Annotated in this window: 11 protein-coding genes, 2 tRNA genes and 2 pseudogenes; 10 read left to right on the top strand and 5 right to left on the bottom strand. The window is 68.2% G+C overall.

Translation table 11 applies throughout. The features are described 5' to 3' along the window. Nucleotides 1-21: 21 nt before the first annotated feature. Both KIV56_RS10725 and KIV56_RS10720 read right to left on the bottom strand, forming a co-directional pair. Nucleotides 22-702: an NAD(P)-binding oxidoreductase gene (locus KIV56_RS10725; protein WP_281533444.1), complete on the bottom strand. Its 681-nt coding sequence runs from the start codon at nt 700-702 to the stop codon at nt 22-24. A 90-nt stretch (nt 703-792) separates the two neighbouring features. Next, a complete protein-coding gene (locus tag KIV56_RS10720) occupies nt 793-2529 on the bottom strand; it encodes an MDR family MFS transporter (RefSeq protein WP_281533443.1) in 1737 nt (578 codons plus the stop codon). Nucleotides 2530-2731: 202 nt separating this feature from the next. Here KIV56_RS10720 and KIV56_RS10715 point away from each other — a divergent pair, with 202 nt between their 5' ends. The 3 genes from KIV56_RS10715 (at nt 2732) to KIV56_RS10705 (ending at nt 5877) form a co-directional block, all read left to right on the top strand. After that, complete coding sequence (locus tag KIV56_RS10715) at nt 2732-3577, top strand: M15 family metallopeptidase (RefSeq protein WP_281533442.1); 846 nt, start codon at nt 2732-2734, stop codon at nt 3575-3577. A gap of 98 nt (nt 3578-3675) precedes the next feature. Further along, nucleotides 3676-5004 carry an amidase domain-containing protein gene (locus KIV56_RS10710; RefSeq protein WP_281533441.1) on the top strand — a complete coding sequence of 443 codons (1329 nt, stop codon included), beginning with the start codon at nt 3676-3678 and terminating at the stop codon, nt 5002-5004. Nucleotides 5005-5100: 96 nt separating this feature from the next. Continuing rightward, on the top strand, nt 5101-5877 hold the full coding sequence (locus KIV56_RS10705) for an amidase domain-containing protein (protein WP_281533440.1): 777 nt from the start codon (nt 5101-5103) through the stop codon (nt 5875-5877). Between the two features lie 261 nt (nt 5878-6138). On the opposite strand, the pseudogene pgm reads toward KIV56_RS10705, so the two are convergent. After that, nucleotides 6139-7757 (bottom strand): annotated as a pseudogene (gene pgm / locus KIV56_RS10700) (phosphoglucomutase (alpha-D-glucose-1,6-bisphosphate-dependent)). A gap of 35 nt (nt 7758-7792) precedes the next feature. On the opposite strand from pgm, the gene pheA reads away from it, so the two are divergent. Beyond that, entirely contained in the window at nt 7793-8728 is a 936-nt protein-coding gene (pheA, locus tag KIV56_RS10695) for a prephenate dehydratase (RefSeq protein WP_281533439.1), read from the top strand. 167 nt (nt 8729-8895) lie between these two features. Here the strand turns inward: pheA and KIV56_RS10690 are convergent, their stop codons facing one another. Further along, nucleotides 8896-9897, bottom strand: a complete 1002-nt coding sequence (locus KIV56_RS10690; RefSeq protein WP_281533438.1) for a diacylglycerol/lipid kinase family protein — start codon at nt 9895-9897, stop codon at nt 8896-8898. Nucleotides 9898-9945: 48 nt separating this feature from the next. Here KIV56_RS10690 and serS point away from each other — a divergent pair, with 48 nt between their 5' ends. The 6 genes and pseudogenes from serS to KIV56_RS10665 all read left to right on the top strand — a co-directional run bounded on the left by serS (nt 9946) and on the right by KIV56_RS10665 (nt 13753). Further along, nucleotides 9946-11211 (top strand): serine--tRNA ligase, encoded by a 1266-nt coding sequence (gene serS, locus KIV56_RS10685; protein WP_281533437.1) that lies wholly within the window; start codon nt 9946-9948, stop codon nt 11209-11211. After that, a pseudogene (locus KIV56_RS19795) lies at nt 11208-11375 on the top strand (HAD family hydrolase); the annotation flags it as partial. The gene serS and the pseudogene KIV56_RS19795, both read left to right, overlap by 4 nt. Nucleotides 11376-11595: 220 nt before the next feature. Beyond that, on the top strand, nt 11596-12018 hold the full coding sequence (locus KIV56_RS19790) for an HAD family hydrolase (RefSeq protein WP_348648381.1): 423 nt from the start codon (nt 11596-11598) through the stop codon (nt 12016-12018). Between the two features lie 141 nt (nt 12019-12159). Further along, nucleotides 12160-12244, top strand: a tRNA-Ser gene (locus KIV56_RS10675). A gap of 107 nt (nt 12245-12351) precedes the next feature. Further along, nucleotides 12352-13566 (top strand): LCP family protein, encoded by a 1215-nt coding sequence (locus tag KIV56_RS10670; RefSeq protein WP_281533436.1) that lies wholly within the window; start codon nt 12352-12354, stop codon nt 13564-13566. Nucleotides 13567-13662: 96 nt separating this feature from the next. Beyond that, nucleotides 13663-13753 (top strand) — tRNA-Ser (locus KIV56_RS10665). Between the two features lie 53 nt (nt 13754-13806). Here KIV56_RS10665 and KIV56_RS10660 read toward each other — a convergent pair. Continuing rightward, nucleotides 13807-14922 carry a site-specific integrase gene (locus KIV56_RS10660; RefSeq protein ID WP_134560733.1) on the bottom strand — a complete coding sequence of 372 codons (1116 nt, stop codon included), beginning with the start codon at nt 14920-14922 and terminating at the stop codon, nt 13807-13809. Nucleotides 14923-15626: the final 704 nt, after the last annotated feature.

Raw genomic sequence — 15626 nt, 5'->3', positions numbered from 1 at the left:
TTTCGCGTACTTTCGATCCGATCAGGCGAGCGCGGCGACCGCGGACGGGACCGGTGTGCGGCCGGAGACCAGGTACAGGGTTTCGAGGGCGCCGGAGCCCGAGGCGATGAGGGCGGCGAGCACCGCCGCGACGTCCGCGCGCGGGATCGTGCCGCGTACCTCGGGAATGCCCGGTCCGGTGTGCTGGAGGCTGACGAGCCCGGTCGCCGGGTCGTCGGTGAGGGTGCCGGGGCGCACGATAGTCCAGGTGAGGTCGCGGCGCACGAGATCCTCTTCGGCGGCGAGCTTGGCCTGAAGGTAGGCGAGCATGTCTTCGGGTACTTCGGCCGGCTCGGCCCCACCGCGCACGAGGTCCACCCCGGTCGATGAGACCTGCACGAAGCGTGGGACTCCGGCGGCCTGGGCGGCATCGGCCAGCAGCACGGATGCCCCGAGGTCGACGGACTTCTTGCGCGCGTCGCCGCTGCCCCCGCCTGCGCCCGCCGCGAACACGGCCACGTCTGCCCCGGACAGGGCCGCCGCCAGCTCGGCCGCTGTCGAGGACTCGAGATCGAGCACGACCGGGGTGGAGCCGTCGGTGCGGAGGTCCTCCGCGTGAGTCGGGTTCCGGATCAGTCCGATCACCTCGTGACCGTCCGCAGTGAGGTTCCGGGTCAACAGCCGGGCGATCTTTCCGTGGGCACCTGCAATAACAATACGCATCTGTTTGACAGCGCCGCAGGGACCTCACAAATTCCCGCGCCCGGCATACGCTCGCCTCACCGTGCCGGCAAGCGGATGCTCGGGGCGTGGTCAGGCGCGGCCGGGGCGCTCGAATTCGTCGCTGTCGAGTCCAGGCTCGACGAGGGCGCCCATCGTGTCTGCGGCGTGCTGGGCGATCATCGCCTCGGAGGAGCGCTCGGTTGCCTGTGCGGCGGCGTGCTCGTCGGCCGCCTCCTGCATGGCGCTCGTCTTGCGGAGCGGATCGACCTTGAGGAACAGGCTCAGCACGAATGCGATCAGCACGACGACGAGGCTCACCCAGAACACCGTGACCGTGGCGTCGTTGAAGCCGACGAGGAACGGCTGCGACAGCCGCGGGTCTGCCGCGTTCAGGAACGAGGTGTCCCCGTCGAGAGCCGTGCCGAGCCCTGCCGGGTTCTGCAACAGGGCCAGGATGCCCGAGTTGGCGGGGTTGGCGAGCACGGCGGGATCGGCGGCGGCCGCCTTGACACCCGCGACGATCGTCGGATTCCCGAATGCCGCGCCGAGGGTGTCCGGGATGCGGGTGAAGAGCACCGAGAACAGCACGGCGGTGCCGAGCGTGCCACCGATCTGACGGAAGAACGTCGAAGCGGATGTCGCGACGCCGATGTCCCGCGGCCCGACCGAGTTCTGGCTTGCGATGGTGAGCGTCTGCATGAGCTGGCCGAGGCCGAGGCCCACGAGGAGCATGCCGGTCATCATGAACCAGACCGGCTTGTCGGCGGTCGCGAAGGTGAAGAGGAAGAACCCGCCGGCCATGAATGCGGTGCCGACCGTAGGGAACACGCGGTATTTGCCGGTGCGTGCGATGATCTGGCCGCTCACGATCGAGGAGATCATCAGGCCGAGGATCATCGGGAGCATCATGAAGCCGCTCTCGGTCGGGGTGGCGCCGTTGACGAGCTGCAGATAGAGCGGGACGGTCATCATCGCGCCGAACATTCCGAAACCGACGAAAACGCCGAGCACGGTCGCCATCGAGAACGTCGCCGACCGGAAGAGCTTGAGCGGGATGAGAGCGTCGTCGCCCATCAGTCGCTCGGCCACGATGAACAGCACGATGCCGAGCACGCCGGTGACGTAGCAGGCGACTGAGGTGAACGACCACCAGCCCCAGGTGCGGCCCTGCTCGGCGACGAGCAGCAACGGCACGGCGGCGACGATGACCGTGACGGCGCCCCACCAGTCGATCCGCACGGGACGCTTGAAGTGCGGGATGTGCAGGAAGCGGATCGCGATGATGAGCGCGACGATGCCGATCGGGATGTTGATCAGGAAGACCCAGCGCCACCCGGTGATGCCGAGGATCGTCGTCGCTCCGGAGAGGACCCCGCCGATGAGCGGGCCGATCACGCTCGAGATGCCGAAGACGGCGAGGAAGTAGCCCTGGTACTTGGCGCGCTCCCGCGGCGCGAGCATGTCGCCCATGATCGTGAGCGGCAGGGCCATCAGGCCGCCGGCGCCGAGGCCCTGGATGGCCCGGAACACCGCGAGCTCGTACATCGAGTGCGACATCCCGGCGAGGAGGGACCCGATCAGGAACACGGTGATCGCGATCAGGAACAGCGGCCGGCGACCGAAGATGTCACTGAGCTTGCCGTAGATCGGCGTGCTGATGCACGACACGATGAGATACGCGGTCGTCACCCACGCCTGTAGCGACATGCCGTCGAGGTCGTCGGCGATGGTGCGCATCGACGTTCCGACGATGGTCTGGTCGAGGGCCGACAGGAACATCCCGGCCATCAGGCCGAAGATGACGAACAGGATCTGCCGGTGCGACATCAGGGGAGCGGAGGAGGGCGAGGAGGCGGGAGCGGGAGGAGTTTGCATCGTCTGCAAAGTTACACGATGGGCAGGGAATCCTCAACAGGTTTTCGGGCCCGGGCCCGGGCGTTGGGGGGTGGTGCGGCACGCTCATCGGGCCGCTCCCGGGACTAGGCTCATGAGCGTGCGTACAGAAGGACAAGCGGGGGGCTCACGCCGGATGGGTTGGCGACGAATCACGGCCATCTCCCTCGCCGCCGTTCTCGTGGCCGGCGGGGCGGTCGCGATCGGTTTTTTCGCGACTCACGTCCCGACCTCCGTCGCGACGGCGCTGCCCGGAGCGACGCCGGGCCAGGGGGCTTCCGCGACGCACGCGCCCGGTGACAGGCCGACACCCACGGATGCCGCGCGCTCGGCCCCGACCGGATCGCCGACCCCGATAGCCCTGGTTCCGCGCTTCGACAAGGCGGCGCGTTCGCACGATGACCCGGCCAGTATCTGGGTCGTCGTCGACAAGGACCGCCCCCTTCAGCCGGCCGATTACGCCCCGCCGGACCTCGTGGCCGTACCCGTGCCGCACGTCTGGGAACCGCAGCTGCGCCGGGAGGCATCCGACGCCGTCGTGGCCCTGTTCGCCGCCTTCACGGCCGAGACCGGGCTGCAACTTCAATCGCAGAGCTCCTACCGCAGCTATCCCACCCAGGTGTCGGTGTACAACGACGACGTCTCAGCCCACGGGCAGGCGGTCGCGGACACGAGCACCGCCCGACCGGGCACGAGCGAACACCAGACCGGCCTCGCGATCGACATCAGCGCGCTGCCGGGGAATTGCTCCCTCGAAGCGTGCTTCGGGGCGACCCCGCAGGGCACGTGGCTCGCGCACAACGCCTGGAAGTATGGTTTCCTGCTCCGCTATCCGGCGGACAAAGTCGCCGTGACCGGCTACGCGTATGAACCGTGGCATTTCCGTTACATCGGCATCGATCTCTCGACCGAAATGCACACGGACGGCGTGACCACCCTCGAGGAATTCTTCGGTCTCCCGGCGGCCCCGACCTATCACTAGCTCCGGCTCACGCATGGGTTTCGGAGGCTCTGCACAGGGTTCTGGCATGTGGGCGTGTTCGCATGTCGGGTCCCCGTTCGCCGTCCAGAAACGATTTTGTGCGCCCCCATACACGTCCTGAAGGTCCCGCCCGCTCCCGCCATCGCCGGGAAGATCCACTGCCCCTCCACCCCGTCAGCCCCACACAGCCGGCCGATTCCCGGTCGACCGACCCCCTCGGCGCCGTCCGCTCCCGGCACCGCCTCGAGAAGGCACCGTCCGGTCACCGCCCGCTGATCTGGCTCGCCGGCACGGCCGCAGCAGCCAGCCTGTGCCTCGGCCTCTTCGTGCCACTCTCGAGCCAGGCGTCCCCCGGGGCCGCCACCGCGGCGTCCGCGCCCCGCGCCACCTCGCGACCGGTGCCGGCGAGCGTCGTGCCCGCCGTGAACGTCGCGGCCGGGAGCCCCGTGATCTACAGTTCCGTGAGCGCCGGCGACGGCGGGTCCGCCGGACCCGTCACCGGAGGAACGGTCGTGAGCGTCACCGGCTCCGGGCTCGCGGGCGTGTCAGCCGCGAGCTTCGGCGGCAATCCCGGCACCGTGCTCTCGGCGACCGATACGACGGTCACGATCTCGACGCCCGCGTCGACCGACTACGGCACGGGTTCGGTGACGGTCTCGCTCGTCGACAGCACCGGGGCGATCGTTCCCGTGGCGAGCACCCCTGCGGACGCCGCGAACGCCGCCGCGGCGGCCGCGACGGCAGCCGCAGCGGCGAAGGCGTCTTCGGTCGCCTCGCTGTCGCAGGCGATCACACCCCTCGTGGATGCTACTGCCCCACTCGCCGCCGCGACCCCGGTCCCGAGCAGCGCGTCGGGCGCCCTCGCGAACACCGGCTCCGGCACCACGGCCGGCGAGGCCGCAGGCACAGTGAGCGCGGCAGCCAGCGTGAGCGCGCTCACCTTCCAGTACGTCCCCGACCCGCGCATCACCGCGCAGGTCGACTATGTGCGCGCCCACTGGAGCTCATACAACTCGGCCGTCTACGGCTCCATCGGCGGCAACGACTGCGTCAACTTCACGAGCCAGTCGTTGATCGCGCGCGGCTGGACGATGGACGCCGGGTGGTCGTACAGCCCGGCCGGCGCCGGATACAGCACCGCCTGGTCGAGCTCGACCGCGTTCGCCGCATACCTGTCCGCCCACCCCGAGCGCGCCACGCCGCTCACCGCAGGTCAGAGCGACCGGGTCAAAGTCGGTGACATCGTGCAATTCGACTGGGACCGCTCCGGCGACAAGGACCACACCGGAATTGTCACCCGCGTCGTCAAGGACGCCTCGGGAACGCACATCTATTACGCGGGTCACACCGAAGATAGCCTCGACAAGTCCGTGGAGGAATCCCTCGCGAACACCGGTGGAACGGTGAGCTACTGGAGCGTCGCCTAGCCCGGCGATTCAGCGACACTTCATAGCGTGGGGACCGCTTTTCCCATTCAAGTGTGATTATCTGGATGTATCCCCCCCAAACGAGACGAGGAATTCGTGCAGTTCACCCGACGCTTTCGCATCAGCGCAGCAGCGCTCGCGTTCGCCGTTCTCGTGATCGGCACCGCAGCCGTCGCATCGTGGGGCAATGACGAGTCAGACTCCGCGCGTGCGGAGATCGCGGCGTCGGCGATCCCGACGGACACGGCAACGGACACCGCGACCCCCCGGGCGACGCCGGCGGATGCCGGTGCACCCGTCGCTGTCGACACCGCGCCTGTAGCCACGGCGACACCCACGCCGGCGCCGGCGCCCGCTGCGACCGCGGCCCCCGCCCCGGTCGCAGCGGCCTCGGCCGGGGGGGTGCAGGCCCAGGTCGACTACATGATCGCGCACTGGACCGACTACAACACGGCGGACTACGGCATCATCACCGACAACGACTGCGTCAACTTCACCAGCCAGTCCCTGATCCAGCGCGGCTGGGCCATGGACGGCAGCTGGTGGGCCAAGGGCACCGGATCGTCCTTCACACACTCGAACGCCTGGGTCAGCTCGACCGCGTTCCGCAACTACCTCGCGAGCTCCGGCCGGGCGACCGCTCTCACCGACCAGCAGCGCGACCAGGTCAAGGTCGGCGACGTCGTGCAGTTCGACTGGAACAACTCGGGCGACCGCGACCACACCGGCGTCGTGACCCGCATCGAGGGCAGCGGTGACGACATCGTCATCTACTACGCCGGCCACACCGACGACACCGACTATCTCTCCGTCGACTACGCGATCACCGTGAAGCACCCGGGCGCCACCGCGTACTACTGGAGCATCCCCTAACCACCGATCGCCGCGCCCGGCGGATGCGCCCGCCCGCGTACTCGGGGATCGCGCCCGTAGCCGATTTCGGCAGCCCGCGCCCTCATCCGCTGGCGGCCGCGCCGGTTTCCGCAAGCCGCGCCCGCCGTTTCGGTAGCGGACTGCGCAAACGGGGGCGCCATCGCGTCGAACCCGCCTGGCCGCCCGCGTCAGACGACGGATGCCGCCGCCGGCGCCCGCCGACCGGCGAACGTGAGCGACGGCATCCGTCTCGGAAAGCGCCTAGGCGATGGCGGCGTCGACGATCGCCTTCGCCTCGAGCCTGCACCTGGCGCAGGTGCTCCGGGCCCTTGAAGGACTCGGCGTAGATCTTGTACACATCTTCGGTGCCGCTCGGGCGGGCCGCGAACCAGGCGTTCTCGGTGACGACCTTGAGGCCGCCGATCGCGGCCCCGTTGCCGGGCGCGTGGCTGAGCTTCGCGAGGATCTTCTCGCCGGCGAGCTCGGTCGCGGTGATCGCGTCGCCGTCGAGCTTGCCGAGTTGCGCCTTCTGGGCGGGCGTGGCCGCGGCATCCACGCGGGCGTACGCCGGGTCGCCGAAGTGCTCGACGAGCTCGGCGTAGCGCTGGCTCGGGCTCTTGCCCGTGACGGCGAGGATCTCGGAGGCGAGCAGGGCCAGCAGGATGCCGTCCTTGTCCGTCGTCCAGACCGTGCCGTCGAACCGCACGAAGCTCGCACCGGCGCTCTCCTCGCCGCCGAACGCGACCGAACCGTCGATGAGGCCGGGCACGAACCACTTGAAGCCGACGGGCACCTCCCAGAGGTCGCGGCCGAGGAATCCGGCGACCCGGTCGATCATGGTGGAGGAGACGAGCGTCTTGCCGATCGCGGCATCCGCCCGCCAGCCCTCGCGGTGGCTGTAGAGGTAGTCGATCGCGACGGCGAGGAAGTGGTTCGGGTTCATCAGGCCGCCGTCCGGCGTGACGATGCCGTGCCGGTCGGCGTCGGCGTCGTTGCCGGTGAGGATGTCGAAGTCGTCCTTGTGCGCGATCACGGAGGCCATCGCGGAGGGGCTCGATGGGTCCATCCGGATCTTGGAGTCCCAGTCGAGGGTCATGAAGCGCCAGGTCGGGTCGACCTTGGGGTTCGTGACGGTGAGGTCGAGCTCGTAGCGGTCGCGGATGGCGCCCCAGTAGCCGACACTCGCGCCGCCGAGCGGGTCGGCGCCGATGCGGATGCCGCTCGCCTTGATCGCGCCCATGTCGATGATGTTCTCGAGGTCGTTCACGTACGCACCGCGGAAGTCGTAGGTCTCGACCGCGCTCGGTTCGCTCATCTTCACGTCGACGAGGCCACCGGCGATGAGACTCGTTGGCCCGGGCGGCGATCCAGGAGGTGGCGTCGCTGTCGGCGGGTCCGCCGTGCGGGGGGTTGTACTTGAAGCCGCCGTCGGTTGGCGGGTTGTGGCTCGGGGTGACGACGATGCCGTCGGCCTCGTCGGTGTTCCCCGCCCGGTTGTATGCCAGGATCGCGTGCGAGAGCGACGGGGTCGGCACGTAGTCATCGAACTCGTCGACGAGAACGCGCACTCCATTGCCCACGAGCACTTCGAGCGCAGTCGTGTACGCGGGGGCGCTGAGGGCGTGCGGGTCGGTGCCGATGAAGAGCGGACCGGTGATGCCCTGATTCGTGCGGTATTCGACGATGGCCTGCGTCGTTGCGATGATGTGATTCTCGTTGAAGGCTGTGTTCAGCGAGCTGCCACGATGCCCGGAGGTTCCGAAGGCCACCCTCTGGGCGGGCACGGTCACATCGGGTTTCAGGTCGTAGTACGCCTTAACCAGCGCGTCGACATCGATCAGGTCTGATTCCAGGGCCGGAGTGCCCGCACGTTCATTCATGTCCCCAGTCTGGCACTGCAAGTAGGCTGTGAGCCATGTCCGAGACGCGCAAAGCCAGCTACAGCTTCCTGGGGCCGGCTGGCACCTTCACCGAAGCGGCACTCGCCCAGGTGCCCGAGGCGCGCGGGCAGGCCTGGCGTTCGGTCAACAACGTCGGGGAGGCCCTCGCAGACGTCGTCTCCGGCCGCAGCGTCGCCGCGATGATCGCGATCGAGAATTCCGTCGACGGCGGCGTGTCCGCCACCCAGGACGCCCTCGCGAAGGTCCCGGACCTCCGGATCATCGGCGAGTATCTCGTGCCGGTGAACTTCGTCCTCGTGGCCAGGCCGGGCACGACGCTCGCCGACGTGAAGATCGTCGCCGCGCATCCGGTCGCCTACGCCCAGTGCCGTGACTGGCTCGAGACGCACGTGCCGCACCACGGCCACATCCCCGCCTCGAGCAATGTGGCCGCGCCGGCGTCGCTTCTCGAGACCGAACAGGCGGATGCCGCGGTCGCCCCTCCGGGGATCGAGAACCATCTCGACCTCACGGTTCTCGCCACCGACATCGGCGACAACCCGAACGCCGTCACCCGGTTCGTGCTCGTCAGTCGAACGACCGTGATCCCGGCCCGCACCGGTGCAGACAAGACGAGCCTCATCGTCGAACTGCCGGAGGACCGCGCCGGGGCGCTCCTCGAACTGCTCGAACAGTTCGCGACCCGCGGGGTCAACCTCTCGCTGATCCAGTCGCGCCCGATCGGCGACGCGCTCGGCCGGTACCGGTTCGTGATCGACGCCGACGGGCACATCCACGACGAACGCGTCGCCGACGCCCTGCTCGGCCTGCGCCGGTTCAGCCCGAAGGTGATCTTCCTCGGCTCGTACCCGCGGGCGGACCGGCAGCAGAACGAGTACACGAAGCGCTACGACGACGACGTCTATATCGGCGCGCGCGCCTGGCTCGACACCCTCCTCCGCGGCGCCTGACCCGCCGCCCCATCTCCCCCTCCCCCCCCCCCTCGTCCCGGTCTACTTCGGTCCGCGAGAGTACACTTTTGGCCCTTTAAACCCGCGGTTTAAAGGGCCAAAAGTGTACTCTCGCGAGCAGGAAAGCAGGAAAGCATGCGAAGAGGGGCGGGGCCGGGCGGTGGGCGTTACGCGGAAGCGGGCGCGGGCATCCGCACCGTGAGCGCGTCGGGGTCGGCCCGCAGGGAAACCGCGCGCACCGGACCGAACTCGTCGCCGTCGATCTCGAACTCCTGAGGGTGCTCGAGCACGATCCTGATCCGTGAGCCCCGCAGCGTCGTCATCACCCGTTCGTTGTTCGACTCGCTCTGGGCGATGATCCGGCGCCCGACCGCCGAGCGGCGCAGCACGCCGTTCTCCCACGTCACCCGGCGCCAGATGGTCAACCAGCCGAGGACGCCCTTGGGCTGCAGCACGGCGATGTCGAGGATCCCGTCGTCCACCTGCGCGTCGGGCAGGAACTGGATGTTGCCCGGCAGCACCCCGCAGTTCGCGACCAGGATCGTGCTCACGTGCGCCGGGCGGTCGGTGCGACCCTCGAGGCTATAACGGATGCGGAACGGTTTCGACTTCGGAATCACCCGCATTCCAGCATCGACGTACGCGAGCCAGCCGACCTGCTTCTTGAGGTCGGCGCTCGTGTTCGCGATCATCTGGGCGTCCAGGCCGAGGCCGGCCATCACCAGGAAGACATGTTCGGCCTTCTCGCCGTCGGTGTCCGTGAGAAGCGCGACGCCCAGGTCGATCGCCCGGTCGACGCCGCCGAACGCGATCTCCACCGCGGCATCGAGGCTCGCAAGCGGCAACTGCAGGTTGCGGGCCAGCAGGTTCCCTGTGCCGGACGGCACGATCGCGAGCGCGACGCCCGAGTCGCGCAGGGCCTCGGCGACCGCGCGCACGGTGCCGTCACCGCCCGCCGCGAGCACCACGGATGCCCCCTGCTCGATCGCCGTCCGGGTCGCCCGCTGCCCGGCATCCGTCTCGGTCGTCGACAGCCAGACCGTGCCAGCCCACCCGGCGGCGGACTCCGCCGCTGCGACGCTCGCGCGGAGCTTGTCCACGTCGACCTTGATCGGGTTGTACACGACGGCCGCTCGACGGACGCTCGGAGTCTCACCGGGAGTATTCACGGGTTCAGGCTAGCAAGGCGTTCCGGCGGGCGCTTGTAGACTGGCACCGTGATTGATCCTGTACTGCTGCGAGAGAATCCCGATCTGATCAAGCGTTCGCAGAAGGCGCGGGGTGCGTCGGTCGAGGCCGTCGACGCCGCGCTCGCCGCGGACACCGCTCGGCGCACGTCGATCAAGGCCTTCGAAGACCTGCGCGCCGCCCAGAACCAGTTCGGCAAGCAGGTCGCGAGCGCGCCCCCCGCCGAGAAGAAAGCCCTTGTCGCCGAGGCCCAGGCCCTCGCCGCCCGGGTCAAGGCCGCTGCGGCGACCGCGACGGATGCCGAGGCGCACTTCACCGGGATCGTCCGCACTCTCGCCAACCCCATCATCGACGGCGTCCCGGCCGGCGGTGAGGAGAACTTCACGACGCTCCGCACCCACGGCGAGATCCCCACCTTCGACTTCGAGGCCCGCGACCACCTCGAACTGGGCGAAATGCTCGGCGCGATCGACATGGCCCGCGGCGCCAAGGTGTCCGGGGCGCGCTTCTACTTCATGCGCGGCATCGGAGCCCGGCTCGAGATCGCCCTGATGAACATGGCCCTCGACCGCGCACTCCAGGCCGGGTTCATCCCGCTGATCACGCCCACCCTCGTGCGCCCCGAGATCATGGACGGCACCGGCTTCCTCGGCGAGCACGCCGACGAGATCTACTACCTGCCCGCAGACGACCTCTACCTCACCGGCACGAGCGAGGTCGCGCTCGCCGGGTACCACTCGGACGAGATCCTCGACCTGAATGATGGCCCGCTGCGGTACGCCGGCTGGTCCACCTGTTACCGCCGCGAGGCCGGCTCCGGCGGCAAGGACACCCGCGGCATCATCCGCGTGCACCAGTTCAACAAGCTCGAGATGTTCACCTACGTCCTCCCCGAAAACGCCGAGGCCGAGCACGACCGCCTCGTCGCCCTGCAGGAGGGCATGCTCCAGTCCCTCGGCCTCAGCTACCGCGTGATCGACGTCGCAGCAGGCGACCTCGGGTCGAGCGCGGCCCGCAAGTTCGACATCGAGGCGTGGGTGCCCACCCAGAACGCCTACCGCGAGCTGACCAGCACGAGCAACTGCACCACCTACCAGGCCCGCCGTCTGGACATCCGCTACCGCACCGAATCGGGCAAGACCGCACCGGTCGCCACCCTCAACGGCACCCTCGCGACCACGCGCTGGATCGTCGCGATCCTCGAGACGCACCAGCGAGCGGATGGCTCGGTGCTCGTCCCCGAGGCGCTGCGGCCCTGGCTCGGCGGCCTCGAAGTCCTCGAGCCGATCCGATGACCGCGACCGTCTCGCCCTGGCTCGTCGCCCTCGACATCGACGGAACCACCGTGCACGAAGACGGTTCGATCAGCCCGGCGGTCCTTGCCGAAGTGCAGCGACTCACCCGTGCGGGTCACGAGATCATGCTCGCAACCGGGCGTTCGACGGCGGCGACCCTGCCGGTGCTCGAGCGGCTCGACATCACGCCCCGGTACGTCGTCTGCTCGAATGGAGCGATCACCCTGCGCCGGGACCTCACCGGCCCGACCGGGTACCGCCGCGAATGGGTCGAGACCTTCGACCCGAGCGAGGTTCTGCTCTCGATCCGCTCGCACCTCGGCGACGCGCGCTACGCGGTCGAAGACGAGCACGGCTTCTACCGGTACACCGAGCCTTTCCCCGATGCCACCATCGGCCTCGACAGCGAACACGTCGAGTTCGACGAGCCTGCTCCGCCACGAGGCCACCCGCGTTGTCGTCATCTCGCCGGACCACGAGATGGAAGACTTCCTGCAGGTCGTCGAGCAGATGGGCCTCAACCGGGTGAGCTACTCGATCGGCTGGACCGCGTGGCTCGACATCGCCCCCGACGGCGTCAACAAGGCCACCGCGATGGAGCGGGTCCGGGCCGAGCTCGGCATCCCCCGTTCCCGGGTGATGGCGGTCGGCGACGGACGCAATGACATCGAGATGCTCGAATGGGCTGGGCTCGAGGGCCGCGGCGTGGCCATGGGCCAGTCTCCCCGTGAAGTGCTCGCGGCGGCCGGGGAGATCACCGGAGCCGTGCTCGACGACGGCCTCGCCACGGTTCTCGCTTCGCTCTGACGCCCCTCCGGCACCCCGGCTGACCGCCTCGCGGCGGGCGTCCCAGCTGGCTGGCAGGGCGGGTAAGGCGCGATCGGCTAGAATCGGTCGGTATTCGTGTGTTGTCGACCGGGCGTTCTTCGTCGGACCGGGCCACGAACGGGAGGGCTGTCCGAGCGGCCGATGGAGCCAGTCTTGAAAACTGGTGGACAGAAATGTCTCGTGGGTTCGAATCCCACGCCCTCCGCACGAACCCGTTACCCGGCCGGCACAGAAGGGATCTGAGTGATCGACCAACCGAGACTCCGTTCTGCACGATCGCACAAGCTCAGTACTATCGCGCGGCACGGCCGGTTGAAGCACTCGAATCCTGTTGTCACCGTCGTCAAGTTCCTGGCAGCCGCCATGGCCGTCGTGCTCGTCAGCGGCGTCTCCGTCGCCGCGATCGCCACCCTCGACGTCGCGTCGAGCGCACAGCCCGGGGTACACCTCGCCAACGAGACGAACGGCCCCGTCCCGCAGATCGGCGCCATCACGGGTGGCGTCAACCTCCTCATCGTCGGCAGCGACAGCCGCAAGGGCCAGGACCCCTCGTTCGGCCCGGTGGACTCGACCGGCGACCTCAACGACGTGACCATGCTCCTGCACATCTCGCAGGACCACACCAATGCCTCCGTGATCAGCTTCCCGCGTGACATGTTGGTGCCGATTCCGGCCTGCCCCGACCCGAGCGGCGGCACCTTCAACTCGATGAGCCGCCAGAAGATCAACACGACGCTCACCTACGGCGGGCTGGCCTGCACGGTGCTCACCGTCGAGAAGCTCACCGGCCTGACGATCCCCTTCGCAGCCGAGGTGCAGTTCAGCGGCGTCATGGCGATGTCCACCGCTGTCGGCGGCGTCCCGGTCTGCGTCGCAGAGGAGATCCAGGACGAGTACACCGGCACCTTCCTGAAGCCCGGCATGCACACCCTCGAGGGTGTTGCAGCCCTGCAGTTCCTCCGCACCCGCCACGGCGTCGGCGACGGCAGCGACCTCACCCGGATCAATAACCAGCAGGTCTTCATGTCGGCCCTGGTCCGCACGATCAAGAGCGCGAGCACCCTGTCGGACCCAATCAAGGTCTACTCGCTCGCGAAGGCCGTGACCGCCAACATGAAGCTCTCCGACAGCCTCAACAACGTCTCCACGATCGCGTCGATCGCCGTCGCGCTCAAGGACATCGATCTGAACCAGGTCGTCTTCGTGCAGGTGCCCACCGGCGGCACGGCCGGCGGAGTCCTGCCCCTCCAGCCCGACTTCAAGGAACTCTTCACCGCGGTAGCGGCCGACAAGGCCCTCAAACTCGGCGGTACGACGGGCCGTGGCGCGACGCTGGACCCGAGCGCCACTGCGACTCCGGCACCGACCGCGACGACGGATGCTTCCGCGACGCCCGATCCCGCGGCATCCGCCGGCGCCACCCCGACCCCAACCCCGACGGACGTGACCACGCTGTCGGACTCGGCGACCGGCCAGACCGCGGGGGAGCTGACCTGCTCCGTCGGCCGCACCCTCGACAACCAGTAGAAGCGGGGCCGTCGGGCACCTGTGCAAACGGATGCCGCCGGTACGGTTATGATTACACTCGTGTGTTTGCTCGGTGAATTCTGCCGCAGGCGCCAAGGAGACGTCGCATAGTACGGCTTAGTGCACCACCCTGCTAAGGTGGAGTACCCTTCACGGGGTACCGTGGGTTCAAATCCCACCGTCTCCGCACTAAAAGGCCCCCGAGATCCGCGCAAATACGCGGAAGTCCGGGGGTCTTTTTCATGGGCCGGGCGGGTTTGCCCACATTTTGCCCACAATTGCTGGAGCGGCGGCGTGGTTGAGGCCCACTGCAACGGCGTCTAGATCGTCATCGAACAGGTCGGCGTAGACGTCGAGGGTCATCGCCGCGGACGCGTGACCGAGCATCCGCTGCACCGCCTTCACGTTCGCTCCCGACGCGATGGCGAGGGATGCGGCCGTGTGGCGCAGGTCGTGCAGGGTCATCGCGGGCAGGTCGGAGGCGACGAGCGCCGTCTTGAACCACGACCTCGAGCCGCTGCTCACTCGGGTTCGCCGGAGGTGTTCCCCGGCGCTGTCGGAGAAGAGCAGATCGTTGGGGCCCTTGCCGGTGAGGTTCTCGAGCAGGGACTGGGTGAGGAATGCCGGGAACACGACTGTGCGGCGCTTGTCGGACTTTGGAGTCCCGACCTCGATGATCCCGCCGACTTCGACGGCGTTCACGCTGACGGAGATCCGGTTCCGGACCAGGTCGACGTCTCGCACGCGCAAGCCGATGGCTTCGCCCCAGCGCAGCCCCGTATACGCGAGCACGAGCAGTAGCGTGCGGTGGATGCCGGAATTGTCTGCGAGGCGCACCACCTCCTCGTGCGTGAGGTAGCGATGCTCTTTCTTGGGCTTCCTGGGGAGGTTCACGCCCCGGGCGGGATTCGTGGAAATGCGCTTGTCCCGGACCGCGACGTCCAGAATCGACGCCAGGACTCCGAAGGCCCGGATGACGGTCGTGGCGCCCCGCGTGCCCGTCATCGTCGACACCCACGCCTGGACGTCGCTGTGGCGGACCCCGCTGACGGAGATCCTCGCCCAGCGCGGCGCCACGTAGAGCCGCCAGGCGATCTCGATGGGACGGAGCGAGGATGGCTTCAGGTGCGTCTGCGAAGCGAGCCAGTCAGCTCCCAGAGTCCCAATGGTGACCTTGGCGGCGGAGGCCTCGACGTACTCGCCCCTCGCCATGGCAATCTCGACGGTCGCGGTGAAGAGCTCGGCTTCCCTCTTCGTCTTGAACCCGCGCTTGTCCGTCTGCGTGTGGTCGGGCCGGCGGTACCGCACCCGGTACCGCTTGCCTGCTGCGGTCGTGTACGAGGTGATCGATGCCATGAGTAATCAGCCCAGCCTTCCAGTCGGACGAGTGCGACCGCCGAGACAGTGTCCGTCAGCGGCGATCTCGATCTCAAGGGTGCACCTGCTCGTGGGTTCGCTCAATGCTCACGTTATCCAGGACGACCGACACTGCATCTGTCGTCGGACGGTGACCAGCGCCACTGACTATCCAAGCCCGACCGCCCGTGAGAAGTGTCCTGTGGATAACTTCCGTCGGCCTGTCGCTTTGGGGAACGATTATTTGTCCCTCCTGGGGACCAAAAATTTGTCCCTGAAGGGGACCAAAAAGTTGCCTCGAAGGGGACCAGAAAATGACCCCCTAGCAAGAAGGAACAGGAATGAGCAAAAACGGAGCATTACGCGCGCGCGAGAAGAGGCTGTGGATAACTCTCTCGGCGGCTTCGCCCATACCGACATCCGGCCCTGACTGTGGTCGTTTCGCGGGCATCCTCGCACACGATGCAGGTCCGATCGACGGGCCCGCTGCCAGGCCGCGTCGCCGCAAGTTCGCGTGCCCGATACTGTCAGTGCTGGCGGAGCTTCGAGGATCGCACCGTCAACCGGGCACTCGTCCGCTTTGGTATCCAATGCGTCCTTGGCGAGGACCTGGCGACCGACAAATGCCTCACGTCATCGGCGACGGAAGCAACGCACGGACGCCGCCGGCATCGCCGCTGAGGCCCGGGTGCGGGTCCCTATGG

This window comes from Cryobacterium breve (assembly GCF_027594785.1).
GTDB classification, from domain to species: domain Bacteria; phylum Actinomycetota; class Actinomycetes; order Actinomycetales; family Microbacteriaceae; genus Cryobacterium; species Cryobacterium breve_A.
The sequence above is the reverse complement of the archived record's forward strand: the minus strand, read 5'-3'. Positions and strand labels throughout refer to the sequence as shown.

Excerpts from the sequence above, each read along its gene's own strand:
- KIV56_RS10725 (WP_281533444.1), bottom strand. The coding sequence starts at position 702 with ATGCGTATTGTTATTGCAGGTGCCCACGGAAAGATCGCCCGGCTGTTG.
- KIV56_RS10720 (WP_281533443.1), bottom strand. The coding sequence starts at position 2,529 with ATGTCGCACCGGCAGATCCTGTTCGTCATCTTCGGCCTGATGGCCGGG.
- KIV56_RS10715 (WP_281533442.1), top strand. The coding sequence starts at position 2,732 with ATGGGTTGGCGACGAATCACGGCCATCTCCCTCGCCGCCGTTCTCGTG.
- pheA (WP_281533439.1), top strand. The coding sequence starts at position 7,793 with ATGTCCGAGACGCGCAAAGCCAGCTACAGCTTCCTGGGGCCGGCTGGC.
- KIV56_RS19790 (WP_348648381.1), top strand. The coding sequence starts at position 11,596 with ATGCCACCATCGGCCTCGACAGCGAACACGTCGAGTTCGACGAGCCTG.
- KIV56_RS10660 (WP_134560733.1), bottom strand. The coding sequence starts at position 14,922 with ATGGCATCGATCACCTCGTACACGACCGCAGCAGGCAAGCGGTACCGG.